The 19,282-nt window shown below is 71.0% G+C and carries 19 protein-coding genes and 1 pseudogene; 1 reads left to right on the top strand and 19 read right to left on the bottom strand.

Features of this window, described 5'->3' with window-relative positions; all coding sequences use genetic code 11:
* From D9599_RS28185 to D9599_RS28095, 19 genes and pseudogenes are all read right to left on the bottom strand, one after another.
* Nucleotides 1–231 (bottom strand): hypothetical protein (locus D9599_RS28185; RefSeq protein WP_198384615.1); only part of this gene is annotated, 231 nt, incomplete at its 3' end.
* Nucleotides 232–416: 185 nt separating this feature from the next.
* On the bottom strand, nucleotides 417–1,286 hold the full coding sequence (locus D9599_RS28180) for a DUF697 domain-containing protein (RefSeq protein WP_198384614.1): 870 nt from the start codon (nucleotides 1,284–1,286) through the stop codon (nucleotides 417–419).
* A gap of 49 nt (nucleotides 1,287–1,335) precedes the next feature.
* Entirely contained in the window at nucleotides 1,336–2,739 is a 1,404-nt protein-coding gene (locus D9599_RS28175) for a YcjX family protein (protein WP_198384613.1), read from the bottom strand.
* A gap of 4 nt (nucleotides 2,740–2,743) precedes the next feature.
* Nucleotides 2,744–3,148 (bottom strand): lactoylglutathione lyase, encoded by a 405-nt coding sequence (gene gloA / locus D9599_RS28170; protein ID WP_043831198.1) that lies wholly within the window; start codon nucleotides 3,146–3,148, stop codon nucleotides 2,744–2,746.
* Nucleotides 3,145–4,017, bottom strand: coding sequence for a UDP-2,3-diacylglucosamine diphosphatase LpxI domain-containing protein (locus tag D9599_RS28165; protein WP_309228740.1), 873 nt, complete (start codon nucleotides 4,015–4,017; stop codon nucleotides 3,145–3,147). Before D9599_RS28165 ends, gloA begins: the two co-directional genes overlap by 4 nt.
* Before the next feature lie 7 nt (nucleotides 4,018–4,024).
* On the bottom strand, nucleotides 4,025–4,849 hold the full coding sequence (lpxA, locus tag D9599_RS28160) for an acyl-ACP--UDP-N-acetylglucosamine O-acyltransferase (RefSeq protein ID WP_198384617.1): 825 nt from the start codon (nucleotides 4,847–4,849) through the stop codon (nucleotides 4,025–4,027).
* The gene (fabZ, locus tag D9599_RS28155) at nucleotides 4,846–5,370 is read right to left on the bottom strand and encodes a 3-hydroxyacyl-ACP dehydratase FabZ (RefSeq protein ID WP_198384612.1); all 525 of its coding nucleotides are present in this window, start codon (nucleotides 5,368–5,370) and stop codon (nucleotides 4,846–4,848) included. The genes lpxA and fabZ overlap by 4 nt, the downstream gene beginning before the upstream one ends.
* A 2-nt stretch (nucleotides 5,371–5,372) precedes the next feature.
* Nucleotides 5,373–6,425: a UDP-3-O-(3-hydroxymyristoyl)glucosamine N-acyltransferase gene (lpxD, locus tag D9599_RS28150; protein WP_198384611.1), complete on the bottom strand. Its 1,053-nt coding sequence runs from the start codon at nucleotides 6,423–6,425 to the stop codon at nucleotides 5,373–5,375.
* 4 nt (nucleotides 6,426–6,429) lie between these two features.
* Nucleotides 6,430–7,263 carry an OmpH family outer membrane protein gene (locus D9599_RS28145; RefSeq protein ID WP_198384610.1) on the bottom strand — a complete coding sequence of 278 codons (834 nt, stop codon included), beginning with the start codon at nucleotides 7,261–7,263 and terminating at the stop codon, nucleotides 6,430–6,432.
* Between the two features lie 22 nt (nucleotides 7,264–7,285).
* On the bottom strand, nucleotides 7,286–9,691 hold the full coding sequence (gene bamA, locus D9599_RS28140) for an outer membrane protein assembly factor BamA (RefSeq protein ID WP_309228739.1): 2,406 nt from the start codon (nucleotides 9,689–9,691) through the stop codon (nucleotides 7,286–7,288).
* Between the two features lie 142 nt (nucleotides 9,692–9,833).
* Entirely contained in the window at nucleotides 9,834–10,961 is a 1,128-nt protein-coding gene (gene rseP, locus D9599_RS28135) for an RIP metalloprotease RseP (protein ID WP_309228738.1), read from the bottom strand.
* A gap of 31 nt (nucleotides 10,962–10,992) precedes the next feature.
* Nucleotides 10,993–12,162, bottom strand: a complete 1,170-nt coding sequence (dxr, locus tag D9599_RS28130) for a 1-deoxy-D-xylulose-5-phosphate reductoisomerase (protein WP_198384608.1) — start codon at nucleotides 12,160–12,162, stop codon at nucleotides 10,993–10,995.
* A gap of 31 nt (nucleotides 12,163–12,193) precedes the next feature.
* Entirely contained in the window at nucleotides 12,194–13,084 is an 891-nt protein-coding gene (locus D9599_RS28125) for a phosphatidate cytidylyltransferase (RefSeq protein WP_309228737.1), read from the bottom strand.
* Between the two features lie 4 nt (nucleotides 13,085–13,088).
* On the bottom strand, nucleotides 13,089–13,808 hold the full coding sequence (gene uppS / locus D9599_RS28120) for a polyprenyl diphosphate synthase (RefSeq protein WP_232481027.1): 720 nt from the start codon (nucleotides 13,806–13,808) through the stop codon (nucleotides 13,089–13,091).
* A gap of 41 nt (nucleotides 13,809–13,849) precedes the next feature.
* Complete coding sequence (gene frr, locus D9599_RS28115; protein WP_198384605.1) at nucleotides 13,850–14,422, bottom strand: ribosome recycling factor; 573 nt, start codon at nucleotides 14,420–14,422, stop codon at nucleotides 13,850–13,852.
* A gap of 10 nt (nucleotides 14,423–14,432) precedes the next feature.
* Nucleotides 14,433–15,152 carry a UMP kinase gene (gene pyrH / locus D9599_RS28110; RefSeq protein ID WP_198384604.1) on the bottom strand — a complete coding sequence of 240 codons (720 nt, stop codon included), beginning with the start codon at nucleotides 15,150–15,152 and terminating at the stop codon, nucleotides 14,433–14,435.
* A gap of 168 nt (nucleotides 15,153–15,320) precedes the next feature.
* Entirely contained in the window at nucleotides 15,321–16,235 is a 915-nt protein-coding gene (gene tsf, locus D9599_RS28105) for a translation elongation factor Ts (RefSeq protein ID WP_198384603.1), read from the bottom strand.
* A gap of 348 nt (nucleotides 16,236–16,583) precedes the next feature.
* Nucleotides 16,584–17,321 (bottom strand): annotated as a pseudogene (gene rpsB, locus D9599_RS28100) (30S ribosomal protein S2); the annotation flags it as partial.
* Nucleotides 17,322–17,582: 261 nt separating this feature from the next.
* Nucleotides 17,583–18,128, bottom strand: coding sequence for a hypothetical protein (locus D9599_RS28095; RefSeq protein ID WP_198384601.1), 546 nt, complete (start codon nucleotides 18,126–18,128; stop codon nucleotides 17,583–17,585).
* A 174-nt stretch (nucleotides 18,129–18,302) separates the two neighbouring features.
* Here D9599_RS28095 and D9599_RS28090 point away from each other — a divergent pair.
* A partial coding sequence (locus D9599_RS28090) for a tripartite tricarboxylate transporter substrate binding protein (protein ID WP_198384600.1) occupies nucleotides 18,303–19,282 on the top strand: 980 nt, incomplete at its 3' end.

The raw sequence follows: 19,282 nt of genomic DNA, 5'->3' as shown, positions 1-19,282 counted from the left end.
CTTGCGCGCGGATTCATCAATCGCATCGGTGCCCAGCCCCTCGGCCCGTACGGCGCGGCGTACCTCCTCCAGCAGCGCCTCGGTCGAGCGCTCGCTGGCCTGGAGCTCGGCGGGGTCGGCCGCACCCGTGCGTCCGGCGGCGCTCAGCATCCCGCTCTCCACCCCGAGGGCGGTGATGCCGCGGAGCGTCCCACTCAGCACTCGGGTTGAGTAGGTGGCCTGGTCCGCCATTTTCCAGGTGTTCCAGGCCTGCTAGGAGTTCCAGCCAAGGCCGATGAAACCGGGAAGGGAAACCGCGGTGACGCCGGCGAGAAGAAGTGTGCGAACGCGCATGACGATCCCTGAGCAGTGCCCGGAGATGATCGGCCAATCGCGTCAATACAGGGTAAAGAGCCTCCGGAGTGTGCCCCTGCGGCTCACCCGCGCGGCACGATCCGGCAGGCGGCAGCCGTGGCGCGGGCAAGGGTGATCAGGCGGCGGGCAGCGACCGCCCCGGTCGCGGTCTCCCCGGCCACATGCCCGATCAAGGGGTTGGAGACGATGGCGCGCACGGCCGCGTCCGTCGCCACCTCCGTGGCCGCAACTGTCGCGGCATCGAAGGCGGCGCGGCGCAGAAGGGAGGCGGTCGCGGCGACGCCCGGCCGCATGCCGTGCAGCGCGGCCACCTGCCGTACCAGCCGCAACCCGCGCCAGCCGACCACCAGCGCGTCGAGCGCGGGCGAAGGGCTGACCGCGGTAGCCGCGAAGCCCTGGATCGCCGCCAAACGCCCGAGCGCGCGCGCTTCGCCGTCCAGCGCGGCCAAGGGGCCGGCTTCCAACAGAGCGCGAAGGGCGGAAAGATCCGGCGCCTCGCGCAGGGCCGGCAGCGCGGCGGCCGCGAGCGGAATCGGCTCTGCCCAGGCGAGCACATGGGCCTTGGCAGCCCGGTGGTCGCCGCGGACAAAGGCAGCGCGTGCGGCGTCCACCGCGCGCAGCTGGAACAGGGCGCGGAACTCCCGCACCACCGCCCCGCCGAGCGCGCCGAAGCCGCCAAGAGCCACGGCCAGGGTCAGCCAGCCGAGCCAGGCCGCGCGCCCGAACTGTTCCGCCACGTAATTGCCGGCCGCGAGCGTCGAGAAGCCAAGAATAAGGGCCGAGAGCCCAATCGCGAGGAGCGAGAGGGTCGAGATGCCGAGCGAGGGCACGGCGACGGGGCCAGTCTCCGCCTCCCAGGCATGGTCCAGGCGGGCCTCTCCGGCCTCCTCCTCCAGGATCACCCGGGGCGGGCGGTGGGCGGTCTCGCTCAACGGGGGCCTCCTTCGCGCGGACCGCGCATATGGCCCGGCGGGTGCGGGTTTACAGCGCGTCCCCCAACAGCCCCGAGAGCAACCCGTCGAGCCCGAGATGCGGCACGCCGCCGCGCCCATCCGGCTCAAGCCCGGGCGGGCGGAAGACCGGCATCTGGAAATAGGCGGCGTTCCAGAAACTCTCGGGCGGGCGGCGGGCCGGAACGATGCCGGGATCGACCGTCGCCCAGCGCCCGTTCTCCAGCAGGATCCCGCGCACGGCCGGCGAAGCGCGCCCCTCGTGCAGGGCCGTCGCCTCCTGGGTGCAACGGATGGCCGCGACCGTGTGGACGGACACCGCAGCGCCCGCGATCTCGGCCCGCCGCCGTGGCGCCTCCACGAGATCCGCAAGAAGGGAGGACAGGCTGTCCCGGCTCACCTCCGGCACGTGGTCGGCCTTTGTGGCGGCGAAGGCCACGCGGGCAATGCCGGCGCCAGTCAGCAGGTCCAGCCAGCCGCGTCCGTAGCGCAGCGTGCCGGAGATGGCGGCCAGCGCCTCGGCCGTGTCGTCGAAGGCCTCGCGTCCGGCATGGAGGGCGCCGAGCACATCCACCAGAACCACCTGCCGGTCGAAACGGCGGAAGACGGGATCGAGGAAGCGGTCGCGCTGGTCCCGGAGATAGGCGGCATAGCGCCGCTCCAGCAACTCGCCGAGCGGCGAGGCGCGCGCCGCTTCCGGCATGGGGAAGAACCAGAGTAGCGGCGCATCGCCCGCCGGACCGGGGTTGAGGAAGCGGCCGGGCTGGAGGAAGCGCAAGCCAAGCTCGTCCCGCGCCTCGAGAAGGAAGCGGCGGTAGAGGGAGTGTCCGCGACGCGCCAGCGAGTCCTCCGCCGGGGCATTTGCCGGCAGGGCGCGGGCGAAGGCCAGGAATTCCGCCGCGGGCGCCGCGCGGATGCCGGTGGAGATCCGCGCGAGCGTCTCATCCGACCAGGCCGAGAAATCCTGCCCGAACATCGGGAGGTCGAGCAGCCACTCGCCGGGGTAGTCGAGCAGGTCGAGCGTCACCTCGCGGTCCGGCAGGAACTGGCCGTAGAGGCCGCGCCGGCGGATCACGAGGGAGAGGGAAAGAGTGGAGAGGTCGTCCGTCCGCTCCGGCCAGCGCGGCGGATCGGCGGCCAGGGCCGCGAGATGTGCCTCGGCGTCGAAGCGCGGCGTCGCCTCCACCCCCGGCGGGATGGCGCGGGCACGCTGGAGACGGCCCGCAGTCGCCTCCAGCCGCGGCAGCGTCCGCCGCCCTGCCCCCGCCGCCACGAGATTGGCGACGAGGGAGGTGAGGAACACCGTCTTCCCGGCGCGGGAGAGGCCGGTCACGGCCAGCCGAACCCGCTCCCGCCCGGCAAGGGCAAGGGCTGCCTCCGCGCTGCGGCTGGCGGCCTCGCTGAGGACGCGGACGGGATCGGGAAGAAGGGCCACGCGGCTATTGACGCTGAATCAGCTCGATCTTGTAGCCGTCCGGATCCTCGACGAAGGCGATGATGGTCGTGCCGTGCTTCACCGGCCCGGCCTCGCGCACCACCTTGCCGCCCTCGGCGCGGATGCGCTCACAGGCGGCGGCCACGTCGGGCACGCCGATGGCCAGGTGGCCGAAGGCGCCGCCCATCTCGTACTTCTCGGTACCGTAGTTGTAGGTCAGCTCGATCTCCGCCTCGCCGGCCGCGTTGCCGCCATAGCCGAGGAAGGCGAGGGTGTACTTGCCCGCGGGCACGTCGTTGCGGCGAAGCTCCCGCATCCCGAACATCTGCGTGTAGAACTTCACGCTCCGCTCGAGATCGCCGACGCGGATCATCGTGTGGAGGAACTTGCCCTTCGGGGTATCGCTCATATTGCGGCTCCTGCTGTCGCCGCGCCCACATGGTCATCCGGGTGGATCGCGAGAAGGAAGAGACCGGCGGAATCCGCACGCTCGACCATTCCGGCGCGGTCGAGCAGCAGCGCGCCCTCCGCTTCGAAGGCAATGCCGGAGAGGCCGGCGGCGATCGCGTTCTCCACCGTGCGCGGGCCGAGCGCGGGCATATCCACCTCCCGATCCTGGCCGGGCTTGACCAGCTTCACCAGCACGCCGCCCGGACCATCCCGCCGCAGCCCGCCGACGCGGGAAAGCAGCGCGTCCGTCCCCTCGATCGCCTCCACCCCGAGAACGAGGCCCTGTTGCACCACCGCTCCCTGCCCCACATCCACTGCGCCCAGCGCGCGCACGACGGCCACGCCGCGAGCGATATCGGCGAGTGCCATGGCGCTCGGCCCGAGCCGGGTGAGAAGGCCGGAAGGCGCCTGTGCTTCGGCAAGGAAGCGCGTTGGGCCAACGGGGTCGAAGCCCTCTTCCCGCAGCACCTGGCGGATGGCGGAGAGCAGCGTGTCGTCGCCGCTGAAGGCCTTCATGCCGATGCGCGCGATGTGCCGGGCTGCGCCGGCATCCGGCCGCAGGGAGAGGATGGAGGGCCGGCGAATATCCCCGACCAGCACGATCTGGCGCGCGCCCTGGCGCTTCAGCCAGTCAATTGCGGCCCCGGCCGCGCCGAGCCGGATGACGATCTGCGGCACCCCCGGCCACTCGGCGGGCTTGGCGAAGCCCTCCAGCAGCACGGCGACGTAGGGCCGCCCGGTGGCGCGGCAGGCCGCGGCCACCTGGAGCGGCATGGCGCCACCCCCGGCCACGATCGCGACGGGTGGCTCGGCGTGCGGTCCGGTCACGCGCGCCTCAGGCGGCCTCGGCCTCGGCCTCGCCGGCCTGTCGGCCGGCGCGCATCAGCCCGCGGCGGGAGGCCGCCTCAATGAAGGCGAGGACCTCGGCCACCTGCGCTTGCTCGCCGTGCTCCTGCGTCACCAGGGCCACGCGCGCGTCAAAGGTGCCGCGCCCGAGAAAGAGGCCGCGATAGGCGGCGCGCAGGGCGTTGATCGCTTCCCGCCCGAAGCCGCGGCGCTTGAGGCCGATGAGGTTCAGGCCGATCAGCCGCGCCCGGTTGCCCATGCAGGAACCGAAGGGGATCACGTCCCGTTCCACCCCGCTCATGCCGCCGATCACCGCCTGCCGTCCGATCCGCACGGATTGGTGGATGGCCGTGCCGCCCCCGATGAAGACATTGTCGCCGATATGCACGTGCCCGCCGAGCATGACGTTGTTGGCGAGGATCACCTTGTCTTCGAGCTGGCAGTCATGCCCGACATGGGCGACGCACATGATGAGGCATTCGGCGCCGAGGCGGGTGACGCCCTCACCGCCGACGCTGCCGCGATGCACCGTCGCGTGCTCGCGGATGATCGTGCGCGGGCCGACCTCCACGCGCGTGGGCTCGCCCTTGTACTTCAGGTCCTGCGGCGGCAGACCGACGGAGGCGAAGGGCAGCACCTGCACGCCCTCGGCAAGGTGCGTGATGCCGTCGAGCACGGCGTGCGCGCCGACCTGCACGCCCTCCGCGAGGACAACCTGCGCGCCCACGGTGGCATAGGGGCCGATGGTCACGCCGGCGCCCAGCCGGGCGCCATCCGCCACGATGGCGGTCGGGTGGATCTCGGCCACGCTCAGCCGTCCAGGATCATGGCGGCATAGGTGGCCTCGGCCACCACGACGCCATCGACCTTTGCCTCGGCCGAGAACTTCCAGACGTTGCCGCGCTGGCGCTCCTTGGTGACGTGAACGCGCATCTGGTCGCCGGGCACCACGGGCTTCCGGAACTTCGCGCCCTCGATCGACATGAAGTAGACGAGCTTGCCCCGCGCGCTCTCGCCCAGCGTCTCCACCACCAGCACGCCCGCGGTCTGGGCCATGCTCTCGATGATCATCACGCCAGGGAAGACGGGATGGCGCGGGAAGTGGCCCTGGAAGATACCCTCGTTGATCGAGACGTTCTTGATGCCCGTGGCGCTCGTGCCGGGGATGAAGTCCACAACGCGGTCCACGAGCAGGAAGGGGTAGCGATGCGGGATCGCCTCCATGATGCGCGCGATGTCGAGCACGTCCCGCGTGCCGCCTGCCGGCTGCGCCTCCTTCGATGCGGCCCCGCTGCCGCCCCCTTCCCCGAGGACCTGTCCTGTGCTGTCCGACATGCTCAATCGCTCTTCGTTTCGGGCATGCGGGCCGCTGCCTTCGATCGTCCCAGCTTCCGCATCGCGGCCGCAACCCGCAAGCCCTCCCTCGCGGGGATAGCCGGGAAGCCGAAGACGTCCATTCCTTCCGGCACGTCGTTGATGACGCCCGACTTGGCGCCGACGCGCGCCCGGGAACCGATGTTGAGATGGCCGGAGATACCGGCCTGCGCCGCGATGACCACGAAGTCCCCGAGTACGGTGGAGCCGGAGATGCCGGACTGGGCGACCAGCACGCAGCCGCGCCCGGTGCGGACGTTATGGCCGATCATTACCTGGTCATCCAGCCGGGTGCCCGCCCCGATGACCGTATCGTTGTTCGATCCGCGATCAATGCAGCTGTTGGCGCCGACCTCCACTCCATCGCCAAGCAGCACCCGGCCGAGCTGGGGCACCGTCACGTGCTCGCCCTCCCGCGTGGTGGCGAAGCCGAAGCCCTCGTTACCGATCCGCGCCCCCGGGTTCAGCGTCACGCGGTCTCCGGCAACGCAATGCGAGACCGTGACGTGCGAGAGGATGCGGCACTCCGCACCGAAAACGCAGTTCGCGCCGATATGGGCGTGGGGCCCGACGATGCAGCGCGGGCCAAGCACGGCCCCCGCCTCGACCACGGCATAGGCGCCGATCTCGCAGCCCTCGCCGATGGTCGCTCCCTCCTCGATCACGGCGGTCGGGTGGCGCGTGCCGGCGGCGCGGGCGGGCGGATGCAGGAGGGCCGCGATGCGCGCGAAGGCGAGCACGGGCGCGGGCGAGACGAGCGCGACGGCGCCTTCCGGCACCGAATGCGCGTTCGCTTCAGACAGCACCACGGCGCCGGCGCGGCTCTCCTTCAAGCTGGGCAGCCAGCGCCGGCTCTCAAGAAAGGACACGTCCTCCGGACCGGCGGATTGAAGGGTGGCGACGCCCGTGAATAGGCGCCCCTCCACCCCTTCCGGCAGCGCGATACCGGCCGCCGCGGCCAGCTGCCCCAGCGCCAGGGGACCGGCCGAGGGATGGAAACGAGGATCCGCCGCCACCGAACTAGCGGCGGGGCTGCTGCGCCGCCGGCGCGGCGGGCTGGGCGGCGGGGGCGGCTGGCCGGGCGGCGGCGGGCGCCGCCGGAGCGGCGCCACCCTGGGCAGCCGGCTGGGCCGGAGCCTGGCCCTCGGGCGGCAGCGTCACGCTGCGAAGCACGCGGTTCACCTGCTGGCTGATCTCGTCCGTCAGGTCAAAGGGCGCGTCGTTGAAGATCACGAGCGGGCGCGGCAGCACGAGGTTCACGTTGCGGCTGGCGGCCACCTGGCGGATCACCACGGCCAGTGCCTGCTCGATCTCGCCGAGCGCGGCCTGGGCCACCTGCTCGATGGCGCGGGAACGGTCGCGGAAGACGCGCTGGCTGTCGGTGATGCGCTCCTGCAGCTCGCGCTCGCGCTGGCGCAGCTGGTCAGGGTTCATCGTCGCGCGCTGGTTGGCAAGCGTCGTCTGCTCCTCCCGCCAGCGGGTCTGCTCGCGCTGCAGGTCGTCGTTCAGCCGCTGGCGGCGGCGCTCCACCTCCTCGCGCACGCCGTTGAAAGCGGTCGAGTTCCGCTGGATTTCCGGTACGTCCACGATGCCGATGACGGCGGCCGGCGGCGGCTGGCCGGGCGGGAGCGGCGCGGGATTGGGCTGGGGCGGGCGCTGAGCCTGCTGCGGCGGGCGCTGCTGCTGCTGCGCCGGTCGCGCCGGCTGCTGGGCAGGCCGCGCGGCGCCACCGCCACCGCCACCCGGCGGGATGAAGAAGCCGGGGTCGGACTGCGCGAGCGCGGGCCCACCCGCCGAGAGGACGGGGATGAGCAGGGCCGTCAAGGCTGCGATCGCGGGGCGCGCGGACATCATTCGTGCTCCAGTCTCTTCGATCTCAGAACCGCGTGCCGAAGCCGAAGCGGAAGATCTGCGTGGTGTCGTAGCTCTTCTTCACCACTGCCTTGCCGAAGTCGAGGTTGATCAGCCCGAAGGGGCTGCGCCAGGACACGCCAACGCCGGTGCCGACACGCGGCGAGGAGTCATCCGCGATGTTCGGCCCGGTGGAAGAGCCGCTGAGGCCGCCCACGTCCACGAAGGCGCGGCCGGTGATGCCGATCTCCTCGGGGACGGGCAGGGGGAAGCGGAACTCGGTAGTCTGGGTATAGAGGAAGCGGCCGCCGAGGCTGTCGCGGGTGCCGTTCGGGGTGATGTCGCGCGGACCGGCGCCGGCGGTCTGGAAGCCGCGCAGGTTCTCGCCGCCGAGGAAGAAGCGGTCGACGATCCGCTCGCGCTTGCCGCCGAAGGGCTCGAGGTAGCCGACCGATCCCTGCAGCGCGAGCACGTAGTTCGGATCGCCCAGCAGCCGCTCGAACGGAATGAAGTAGGCGCCGTCCACGCGGCCGCGGACATAGTTCACGTCGCCGCCGAGGCCAGCCACGTCCGTGCCGACGCGCACAAGGTATCCGCTACGCGGGTCAAGGCGGCTGTCGCGCCGGTCATAGGTGAGCGTCTGCCCAACCTGGGAGAGCAGCGTCTCACCCCTCTGCTCCTCGATGTAGCGGGAGGCGCCAGGGATGATGTCGTAGATGTTGCGCTGCGCGAGCGTGTAGCTGAAGGACTGACGTAGGAACTCGTTGTACTCGTAGCCGGCGCGCAGCGCGAAGCCGTAGCGGCGCTCGCGATAGCCCGAATAGGTCCTGAGGTCGCGGTTGATGTAGAACACGTCCGCACCCACCGCGAGATTGCGGTCGAGGAAGGACGGGTCCGTCACCGAGAAGTCGAGCTGGCTGCGCCGCTGGGCGAGCACGCCGTTGATGCGGCCGTCGATGCCGGTGCCAAGCAGGTTGCGCTCGCGGAGCCCCACATCGGCGAGCGCGCCCGCATCCGTGGAGTAGCCGCCGCCGAGCGAGACCTCGCCCGTCGCGCGCTCGGTCACGCCGGTGGTCAGGATCACCCGGTCCGGCGTGGAGCCAGGGGTCGTATTGATCGTCGCGTCGCTGAAGTAGCCGAGGTCGCGGATGCGCTGGCGGGAGCGCCGGACCTGCGCCGCGTTGAAGGCGTCGCCTTCGGCGAGGCGGAACTCGCGCCGGATCACCCGGTCCTGGGTGCGGACATTGCCGGTCACGTCGATACGCTCGACGTAGAGGCGGTTGCCCTCCTTGACCTCGAAGGTGATGTCGATCGTGCCGCGCTCGGTGTTGCGCACGACGCGCGGCGTCACCTCCACGAAGGGGGCGCCGAGCGCGTTGGCGCGATCGGACATCGTCTCGGCGATCCGCTCCACCGCCTCGCCGTCATACTGGTCGCCGGTCGAGATGTTCACCTCGGGGCGGAGCTGGTCGGCGGTCACATTGCGCAGCGCGGAGGTCGTGTCGACCTTGCCGAAGCGGTAGCGCCGCCCCTCGTCCACCACGTAGGTGACGAAGAAGCCCGTGCGGTCCGGCGTCAGCTCGGCGGAGCTCGCGGTCACGTTCACGTCCGCGAAGCCCTGGCGAAGGTAGAAGCGACGCAGCAGCTCGCGGTCGAAGTTCAGGCGCTCGGGGTCGTAGGTGTCGCTCGTGCTGAGCGGGCGGTACCAAGCGGCCTCGCGCGTCGCCACGACCTCCTTCAGCCGGCTGTCCGAGTAGGAGCGGTTGCCGACGAAGTTGATCCGGCTGATGAGCGCGACCTCGCCCTCGTTCACCTCGAAGACCACGTCGACGCGATTCTGGTCGAGGCGGATGATCTTCGGCTCGACCGTGGCGGAGAGCCGGCCGCGGCTCGCATAGAGGTCCAGCACCCGGGAACGGTCCGACTGCGCGGCCTGGGGCGTGAAGACCGAACGGGCCCGGAGCTGCACGGCGTTGCGCAGCACCTCGTCGCTGAGCTTGCTGTTCCCCTCGAAGGCGACCCGATTGACGATCGGGTTCTCCTCGACCTGCACCTGGATCCTGTCCCCCTGGCGGGAGACACGGACGTCACGGAACAGGCCGGTGGCGTAGAGCGTGCGGAGCGACCGGTCCAGCCGGTCCTCCTCGAAGGCATCGCCCGGCTGCAGCAGCATGTAGGAGCGAATCGTGTCCGCCTCGATGCGCTGGTTGCCCTGCACGTCGATCGCCTGGACCGTGCCCGAGGCGGGCCGCGCTTGGCGGGCGGGAACCGCGCGGGCGGCCGGGCGCGCGGCCACGGGGCGGGCGGTGCCTCGCTGAGCGGCGCGGGGCTCGGGGCCGCGCGGCTGGGCCTCCGCGCCGGAGGTGACCATGACGGGAACGAGGCAAGTGGCGGCCAGGAGGACGGCCCGGGAGAAAGGCGAGACTTGCAAGGCGTGATCCTGTGCCGGCGTTTCCGGGTCGCGGGGCTGGAGGCCTGCGACGGCGCCGCAACCTAGCGACAAGGACCGTGCCTTGCCACCCCCGCCCGAGGTTGCAGCCCGGGGTGTGAAAAAATTACGCCCGGCCGTGCTCTCAGCCGAAGAGGCCGTGAACCCAGCGGAACAGGCCGAAGTTCGAGAGGTCGTTCCAGGTGGCGAAGATGAAAAGCGTGGCCAGCACCGCGAGCCCCGCCCGGAAGCCGTACTCCACCGCCCGCGGCGGCAACGGCCGGCCACGCAACGCCTCAATCGCGTAGAAAACCAGATGCCCGCCATCAAGCACGGGAATCGGGAAGAGGTTGATCAGTGCGAGGTTGACCGAAAGGATCGCCATGAAGGTCACGAGGCTGGAGAGCCCGAGGCTGGCCACCTGCCCGGAGAGCTGGGCGATCCGCAGCGGCCCGCCGAGTTCCTCCGTGCCGCGCTGCCCCGCGATCATCTGCCAGATGCCGCCGAGCGTCTGCACCGTGATCTCTCCGGTATAGGCGATGCCGCCCCAAACCGCCGAGAGCGGGTCCGTCCGCTCATAGACCGGCGCACCGCCGCCGATGCCCAGAAGCCCGACCGGTGCCGCGCCCTCCGCCGCGCCGGCACGGGGCTGCGGGGTCGCGGTCACGCTCAGCTCCCGCCCTTCGCGCAGCAGGTGGAGCTGAATCGGCTGGTTGGCACGCGGCTGGACATAGGCCTGCACCTGCTCGAAGCGCGTGACCGGCGTTTCGTCGAGCGAGACGATGCGGTCGCCCACCATGACCCCCGCCCGCTCCGCCGCGCCGCCCGCCACGACGGAGGCGACGCTGGTGGTGCCGACCGGCCGGCCGACCGCCATGAACAGCGCAGCGAAGAGCACGGCGGCGAGGACGAAGTTGGCTGCCGGCCCCGCCGCGACGACAATGGCGCGGTCGAGCACGGACTTGTCGTGGAAGCGCGGCCCGCGCGGGTCATGGCCGGGGGGCGCATCGACCGAATCGGTCACGTCGCCCGGCCCTTCCTGCCCGTAGAGCTTCACGTAGCCGCCGAGCGGTAGCCAGCCGATCTGCCACTCCGTGCCGCGCCGGTCCGTCCAGGCGGCGATGCGGCGGCCGAAGCCGATGGAGAAGCGCTCGACATAGATGCCGCGCCAGCGGGCGGCGGCGTAGTGGCCCAACTCGTGGAAGAAGACGAGCACGCCCAGGACCACGACGAAGGCCAGGATGGTGCGGAAGGGGTCGGGAAGGAACTGCACCGGGGTCTCTCTGGCTGTTCGGCTTATCAGGTCAAACGGGGGCGTGAAGGCTGCTGGCGATGCGCTCCGCCTCGGTCCGGGCGGTGGCATCGAGATCGATCACAGCATCGAGGCTCGCCACCGGCGGGTTGCCGAGGCGCTCCATCGTTTCCTCGACGACACGGGCGATGTCGAGGAAGCCGAGGCGGCGCGAGAGGAAGCGGGCCACCGCCACCTCGTTCGCCGCATTGAGGATGGTGGGGGCGCCACCCCCGGCCAGCAAGGCCTCCCGCGCGAGGCGCAGCGCCGGGAAGCGGACGGGATCGGGCGCGGAGAACTCCAGGCGTCCCAGTGCGGCCAAGTCCAGCCGCGCCACGTCGGCGCGCATCCGGTTCGGCCAGGCGAGGGCATGGGCGATCGGCGTGCGCATATCGGGCGTTCCGAGCTGCGCTAGTAGCGAACCGTCCGCATATTGCACGAGGCCGTGGACGGCCGATTGCGGGTGCACCAGCACCTCGATCCTGTCGGGCGGCACGGGGAAGAGCCGCGCGGCCTCGATCAGTTCCAGCCCCTTGTTGAACATGGTGGCGCTGTCGACGCTGATCTTCGCGCCCATGGACCAGACGGGATGGCGCACCGCCTGCTCAGGGGTGGCCGCCCGCATTTCGGCGAGGCTGGCCGTGCGGAACGGCCCGCCGGAGGCCGTGAGAATGATCCGCTCCACCATCGCGGGGTCGCGGACGTCGAGAGCCTGGAAGATGGCGTTGTGCTCGGAATCGACTGGCAGCAGCGTCGCGCCGGCATCCCGGACCGCGCGCAGGAAAATCTCACCGGCGCAGACCAGCGCTTCCTTGTTGGCCAGCGCCAGCGTGCCGCCGCGCCGCAGCGCCGCAAGCGCCGGGTGGAGCCCGGCGGCGCCGACGATGGCGGCCATGGTCCAGTCCGCCGGCCGCGCCGCGGCCTCTATCACCGCCTCCGGCCCGGCCGCGGCCTCAATGCCGCTCCCAGCCAGGGCCTCGCGTAGCGCCGGCAGCCCGGCGGGATCCGCCAGCACGGCAATTCGCGCCCGCAGCCGCCGGGCCGTTTCCGCCAGGGCCGCGGCATCGCGCCCGGCGACCAGCGCCTCCACCGCAAAGGCCCCTTCGGGCGCGGCCTCCAACAAGGCCGTCGTAGAGCGCCCGACAGAGCCGGTGGCGCCGAGGATGGTCACGGTGCGCGTCATGGCGTCGCCCCCGGGGTTTGGGTGGGGAAGATCAGCGCCACAGCGCGCCGCCATAACCGATCAGCAGCGCCAGAAGCATGGCGGCCGGGGCCGCGGCCAGCAGCCCGTCCAGCCGGTCGAGCAACCCGCCATGGCCGGGGATGAGGCTGGAGGTGTCCTTGACCTTGAAGTGCCGCTTGATCGCGGATTCCAGGAGATCGCCGGCCTGGGTGGCGACGGCCAGCACCGCCGCCGCCGCAGCGGCGCGGGAAAAGCTGCCGGGCGCGAGTTGCAGCGCCGCGAAGCCGCCGATGAGCATGGCCAGCAGCAGCCCGCCGGCCGCCCCGGTCCAGGTCTTGGCCGGTGAAACCTGCGGCCAGAGCAGCGGCCCGCCCAGGGCCCGGCCGGCCAGATAGGCCCCGATATCGCTCGCCCAAACGACGAGGAGGAGGAAGAGAAGGTTCGCCCGCCCGGCCTCGTTCTCGTGCCGCAACTCGATGAGGCAGAGGCCGCCGATCCCAATGTAGAGCACTCCGAGCGCGAGGCGCAGGCTCGGCTGTGCAGGCCGGTCGCGGTCGCGCATCCCCGCCGCGAAGGCCCAGGTGAGCAGGAAACCCGTCCCTAGCACCGCCCAGGCGGCGAGCGGATACTCCATCACCGCCAGTGTCCCGGCGATGAACACGGCCACGGGTACCCCCGCGCCCGGCAGGGTGCGCGCGCGCATCCCGCAGAGATGCACCCATTCCCAGGTCAGGATGGCCGCGCCCAGGGCAAGGAGAAAGGTGTAAGCATTGGCACCGAGCCAGACGCAGAGCAGAGCGCAGGGCGCCAGCACCATCGCCGAGAGAACGCGCTTGCGCAGGTCCCGCCAGTTCTTCCCAGGCTTGTTCTGCCCGGGTTGAGCCGCGCTCGAGGCCTCCAGCGCGGTGCCTCTTTCGGTCACCGCGTCAGCCGGTCCGGGCGCCGAAGCGCCGGTCGCGGCGCTGGAACTCGGCGACGGCCTCGCGCAGATGGGCGGCGTCGTAATCGGGCCAGAGCACGGGCTGGAAGACCAGCTCGGCATAGGCACATTGCCAGAGAAGGAAGTTCGATAGCCGGCTCTCGCCGGAGGTTCGGATGATGAGGTCAGGGTCCGGCATGCCCGCGGTATCGAGATGCGCCGCGAGGCTCGCCTCGTCGATATGCGCCTCGTCGATCTCCCCACTCGCCACCCGGCGCGCCAGGGCGCGGGCCGCCTTCACCAGCTCGGCCCGCCCGCCATAGGAGAGGGCGACGTTGAGGTTCAGCCGCGTGTTGCCCGCGGTCACCGCCTCGGCGCGGGCGATCTCGGCCTGCATGCCCGGCCCGAAGGCCGTGCGGTCCCCGATCACGCGCAGGCGCACGCCTTTCTCGACCAGTTGCCCCACCTCATGGCGCAGGTAGTGGCGCATCAGCCCCGTCAGGTCACGCACCTCGTCGGCCGGGCGGCGCCAGTTCTCGCTGCTGAAGGCAAAGAGCGTGAGCCAGGAAATCCCCATGTCGCCGGCGGCTTCGATCAGCCGGCGCGTCGCCTCGGCCCCAGCCTTATGGCCGAGCGCCCGGGGCACGCCGCGGGCCGCTGCCCAGCGGCCGTTGCCGTCCATGATCACACCCACATGAATGGGGGCGGCGGGGGCTTCCCCCCTCATCCGTTTGGTTTGCGTGGCGGCGCTCATGAGGATATGGCCGCTCAGACGGCCTTGATGTCCTTTTCCTTCTCCGCGTAGGCCGCGTCCACCTTCTTCACGTACTCGTCGGTCAGCTTTTGCACGTCATCGGACCAGCGCTTGGCATCGTCCTTCGAGATCTCGGACTTCGTCTCCCATCCCTTGATCGTCTCCATGCCATCGCGACGGACACCGCGGATGGAGACCTTGTTCGCCTCCGCATACTTGGCCGCCTGCTTGGCGAGGTCGTTGCGCCGCTCCTGTGTCAGCGGCGGCAGGGGCACGCGGATCACCTGGCCCTCGGCCTGCGGGTTGAGGCCGAGATTGGCGTCGCGGATCGCCACCTCCACCGCCTTGGTCACGGACTTGTCCCAGACCTGCACCGAGAGCAGCCCGGGGCCCGCCACCGAGATATTGGCCACCTGGCTCAGCGGCTGGTTCGTGCCATAGGCCTCCACCCGGATCGGCTCCAGCAGCGCCGGGCTCGCGCGGCCGGTGCGCAGGCCGGAATACTCCTTGCGGAGGGTCTCCAGCGCGCCGTCCATACGGCGCACCAGATCCTTGCGAAGCTCGGGGAAGTCGGGGGCGGCGGCCATGGGGTGTCCCTCAGCTCTCGTGGACCGTGGTGAACTTGCCCTCGCCCTTCATGACGGCGGTGAAGGCACCCGGCTCGTGGATGTCGAAGACGATGATCGGAAGCTTGTTCTCACGGGCGAGCGAGATGGCGGCCGCATCCATGACTGCGAGGTCGCGCGCGAGCATGTCATGATAGGTCAGCGCCTCGTAGCGCTCGGCCAGCGGGTCCTTGCGGGGGTCAGCGGTATAGACGCCGTCCACCTGCGTGCCCTTCAGCAGCGCGTCGCAGCCCATCTCGGCCGCACGCAGGGCGGCGGCGGTGTCGGTCGTGAAGAAGGGGTTGCCCGTGCCGGCGGCGAAGATCACCACACGCCCCTTCTCCATGTGTCGCACGGCTCGGCGGCGGATGAAGGGCTCGCAGAGGCTGGCCATGGGGATGGCGGACTGCACGCGGGTGGCGACACCCGCCTTCTCCAGCGCGTTCTGCATCGCCAGCGCGTTGATCACCGTGGCGAGCATGCCCATGCCATCGGCCTGGGCCCGGTCCATCCCGGCGGCCGCGCCGGAGACACCGCGGAAGATGTTGCCCCCGCCGATCACAAGACCGACCTCGATCCCGAGCTGGGTGACCGCGAAGATGTCCTCGGCGATCGCGTTCACCGTCGTGGCGTCGAGGCCGTAATTGCCCTTGCCCATCAGGGCCTCGCCCGAAACCTTCAGCAGGACACGCTTGTAGCGGAGGCTTGTCATTCTGTGCTGCGGTCCTGAAGGCTGGCGAGGTTAATCGCGCCCGGGCAGGCCGGCAAGGCGCCGTGGCCGGGAGCGTGACGTCCGGCGCCGGGCGAGGATCACCCGGCGACGAACTTTTCCCCTCCTGGGGAGGGATGGCCGGGCGCGGGGAGGCGCCCGGCGGGCCGGTCAGCCGGCAGTACCGGCGGCGGCGGCGACCTCGGCGGCGAAGTCGCTCGTCTCCTTCTCGATGCCCTCGCCGAGCTGGAAGCGGGCAAAGCCCGTCAGCTTGGCGCCGGACTTCTGGACCACGGCCTTCACCCGGCTCTCGCCGTCATGCACCCAGACCTGCTCCAGCAGCACCACTTCCTCGTAGTACTTGCGGATGCGGCCCTCGACCATCTTCTCGATGACGGCGGGGGGCTTGCCGGAGGCCTGGGCCTGCTCGGTCAGCACCGCGCGCTCACGGTCCAGCGAGGAGCTGTCAACCGCAGAGATGTCGAGCGCCTCGGGGCGAGCAGCCGCCACGTGCATGCCGATCTGCCGGCCGAGGGTGAGGATCGCGTCCCCGCCATCCGCGGCCTCGAGGGCGGCCAGCACGCCGATCTTGCCCAGGCCCGGCTTCACCGCGCTGTGGACATAGGTTGCGACGGCGCCCGAGGGCACCGAGAGCACGCGGGCGCGGCGGATCGTCATGTTCTCGCCGATGGTGGCGATCAGGCGGGTCAGCTCCTCGGCGACCGTGTGGCCGGCGCCCGGGTACTGCGCGCCCTTCAGCGCCTCGACTTCCTCACCGGCATCGAGGGCGATCTTCGCGACCGTCTCGACGAAGCCCTGGAACTGCTCGTTGCGGGCCACGAAGTCGGTCTCGGCGTTCACCTCGACCATCGCCGCCTTCGTGCCGGCGGCGGCGACGCCGATCAGGCCCTCGGCGGCCACGCGGCCGGACTTCTTGGCGGCGGAGGAAAGCCCCTTCTTGCGCAGCCAATCGATCGCCGCCTCGGAGTCGCCGTTGCTCTCCACGAGGGCCTTCTTGACGTCCATCATGCCCGCGCCGGTCTTCTCGCGCAGGTCGCGCACCATGGCTGCCGTGATCTCGGCCATCTGTCTCTATCCCGTCTTCTGGCATGCCGGCCCGGCCGGGCGTACCCGGGACGTGTGGCGCGGCGTGTATGCGATACGCCGGGGCGGCCATGCCACCCCGGCGCGATCAGTTCATTGCGAGCCCGCGCGGTCCGGCCCGCGCGGGGGTCGCGGCGATCAGCCCGCCTGGTTGGCGGCCGCGCCCTCGACGCCCGAGGCCGGGCTGGACTGCGCGTTCTCAAGCGCCGGGCCCGCCGCGGCGTCGGGGCCGCCCATGGACTCGGGGATGCTCTCGGCGAAGATGCCGACGCCCTCGGTCGAGGCGATGTCGTTCGGCACGGAGGGCAGCGCCTCGTCGTCCGGCAGCGCGTCGACCGGCAGGTCCGCCTGGGCGCCGACATCGATGCCGGAGTTGGACAGCTCGGCCGAGATGCCGTCGAACACGGCGGCCGCCATCATGTCGCAGTAGAGGTTGATAGCGCGGATCGCGTCGTCATTGCCCGGGATCGGGAAGGCGACGCCCGAGGGGTCGGCGTTGGAGTCGCAGACGGCGATCACGGGGATGCCGAGCTTGTTGGCCTCCTCGATCGCCAGCTTCTCCTTGATCGTGTCGATCACGAAGATCACGTCGGGCAGGCCGCCCATCTCGCGGATGCCGCCGAGCGCGCGGTCGAGCTTCTCCTTCTCGCGCGTCAGCATCAGGATCTCCTTCTTGGTGAGACCCTGGGTGTTGCCGCCGAGCTGCTCGTCCATCTGCTTCAGGCGCTTGATGGAGCCGGTGATGGTCTTCCAGTTCGTGAGCATGCCGCCGAGCCAGCGGTGGTTCACGTAGTACTGGCCGCAGCGGGTCGCGGCCTCGGCCACGTAGTCCGCCGCCGCCTTCTTCGTGCCCACGAAGAGCACGCGGCCGCCGCCGGCCACCACGTCGCGCACGGTGCGGAGCGCACGGTCGAGCATGGGAACGGTCTGCTGCAGGTCGAGGATGTGGACCTGGTTGCGGACGCCGAAGATGTAGGGGGCCATCTTCGGGTTCCACCGGCGGGTGTGGTGGCCGAAGTGGACGCCGGCCTCGAGCAGGCCGCGCAGGGTAACGTCGGGCATCGCCATGTGGCGGTTCCTTCTTCCGATTGATCCGGTTAGGCCTCCGCGGCGCTGTACCCCCGTGCGACATTTTCCCTGTGGGAAAAGTCGGGGGACCGGACCCTGCCGCTTATCTCGGAAGGGCGCACCGCGTGCGGATTTGCCGGGCATGGAGAGGCCCCCGTGCCCGGCGCGCGGCATATGGCACGCGGCGCCCGCCCGGGCAAGGGCGCGCCACCCCGTTGCGGCGCAGCCCTGCCTTGTTGCGCCGGCCCAAGCGGAGCCGGCTCAGACGGTGAAGGCGGCCTCCAGGCGCTTCAGCATCGCCTGCTCGGTAGGGGAAACCTTGCTCACCAGCCCGAGGAAGCCGCCCGCGGCCTCCGCCACCTGGTGGGCGCGCGCCATGACGTCCTTGTGCAGCGCCCTGCGGGCATCGGGCGCCAGGGCGTGGACGTAGTCGGTCCAGGTGGCGAGCAGGTCGGCCGGCGGGTGCTGGGCCAGCCAGTGGTCGAGCAGGTTGTGCGCGGCGCTGCCTGCGGGGATCCCGGCCCCGTCCGCGGCGGAGAGCACCGCCTTGCGCTCCTCCGGCTGCGGCGTCCCGTCCGCCCAGGCGACGAGGACGAGGGGGGCGAGTGAGAGGGCGGTCAGCGCGTTCGCGCCGATCCCATGGGCGGCCAGGCGCTCGAGCACGGCTGGATCCTGAATGCCGGTGCCGGACGCGGGCGACTGGCCGCCCTCGGTCGGGTGCAGGCGGCGGATCGCCTCGGCGTTCTCGCGGGCGAAGAAGGCCTCCTCCAGGGCCTTGCGGCGCTCGTCCAGGAAATCGTGACTCATGGCATCCTCCAGCACTGGGTCGTTGCCCTTGCGGGCATCGAAAGAAGGATAGGGGGTGCGCGGGCCCGCTCCAATGCCGCCCCCTCACGCCGGTTGTCACGCCGGGTCCCGTTCTGCCAACCTTTCCTGGGGCAGGACGCCGGCAACAGGCGCCGCCCGACGGGAGGATATCCGATGGTCAGGCACGCGCAGGGGCCCCTGCCCCGTCGAACCCTTCTCGCGCTCGGCACCGCAGGGCTGGCAAGGCCGGCCCTTGCCCAATCCGGCTTTCCCAACCGGCCCATCCGGCTGCTCGTGCCCTGGCCGCCGGGCGGCTCGGCCGACGCACAGCTCCGCTCCCTCGCCGATGTCGCAACGAAGCTCCTCGGGCAGCCCGTGCTCGTCGAGAACCGCTCCGGCGCCCGTGGGCTGCTCGCGGCCCAGGCGCTACTCCAGGCAGCGCCGGACGGCTACACCCTTGCCCAGCACCACCTCTCGGTCCTGCGCCACCCCTTCATGACCAGGGCCCGTTCCTGGGACTCGGTGGCGGACTTCACCCCGGTGCTGGGGCTGACCGGCTGGCTCTTCGGCGTCGTCGTGCGGGCGGACAGTCCTATCCAGGACTGGGCCGGCTACGTGGCGGCCGCCCGGGAGAGGCCAGGGCGGATGACCTATTCGACCAGCGGCATCGGCACGAGCAACCACATCGCCATGGAGGACATCCTCTCCCGCCTCGGGCTGGAGATGGTCCACGTCCCCTTCCGCGGCACGACCGAGGGCGTGACGGCCCTGCTGGGCGGGCAGATCGACAGCATTGCTGACAGCTCCGCCTGGGTGCCACAGGTCGAGTCCGGCGCCTTCCGCCTCATCTGCGTCTGGTCGCCGGAGCGCGCCGCGCGCTTCCCGAACGTCCCGACGCTGCGCGAGCTGGGCGTGGACGTGGTCGTCACCTCGCCCTACGGCATTGCGGGGCCCAAGGGCATGGACCCCGGCGTGGTGCGGGTGCTGCACGACGCCCTTAGGGAGGCGTTGATGAGCCCGGAGAACACGGCCATCCGTGAGCGCTGGGATATGCCGCTCGCCTATCTCGACACCGCCGCCTACCGCGACTTCATCGCCGAGCGCGTCGCCTATGAGCGAGAGATGGTTGGCAAGCTGAGGCTCAGCATCGACAG

Source organism: Roseomonas sp. KE2513 (assembly GCF_016107305.1).
Lineage (GTDB): Bacteria > Pseudomonadota > Alphaproteobacteria > Acetobacterales > Acetobacteraceae > Roseomonas.
Note: the sequence above shows the minus strand (reverse complement) of the source record. Positions and strands in the feature narration are given on the sequence as shown.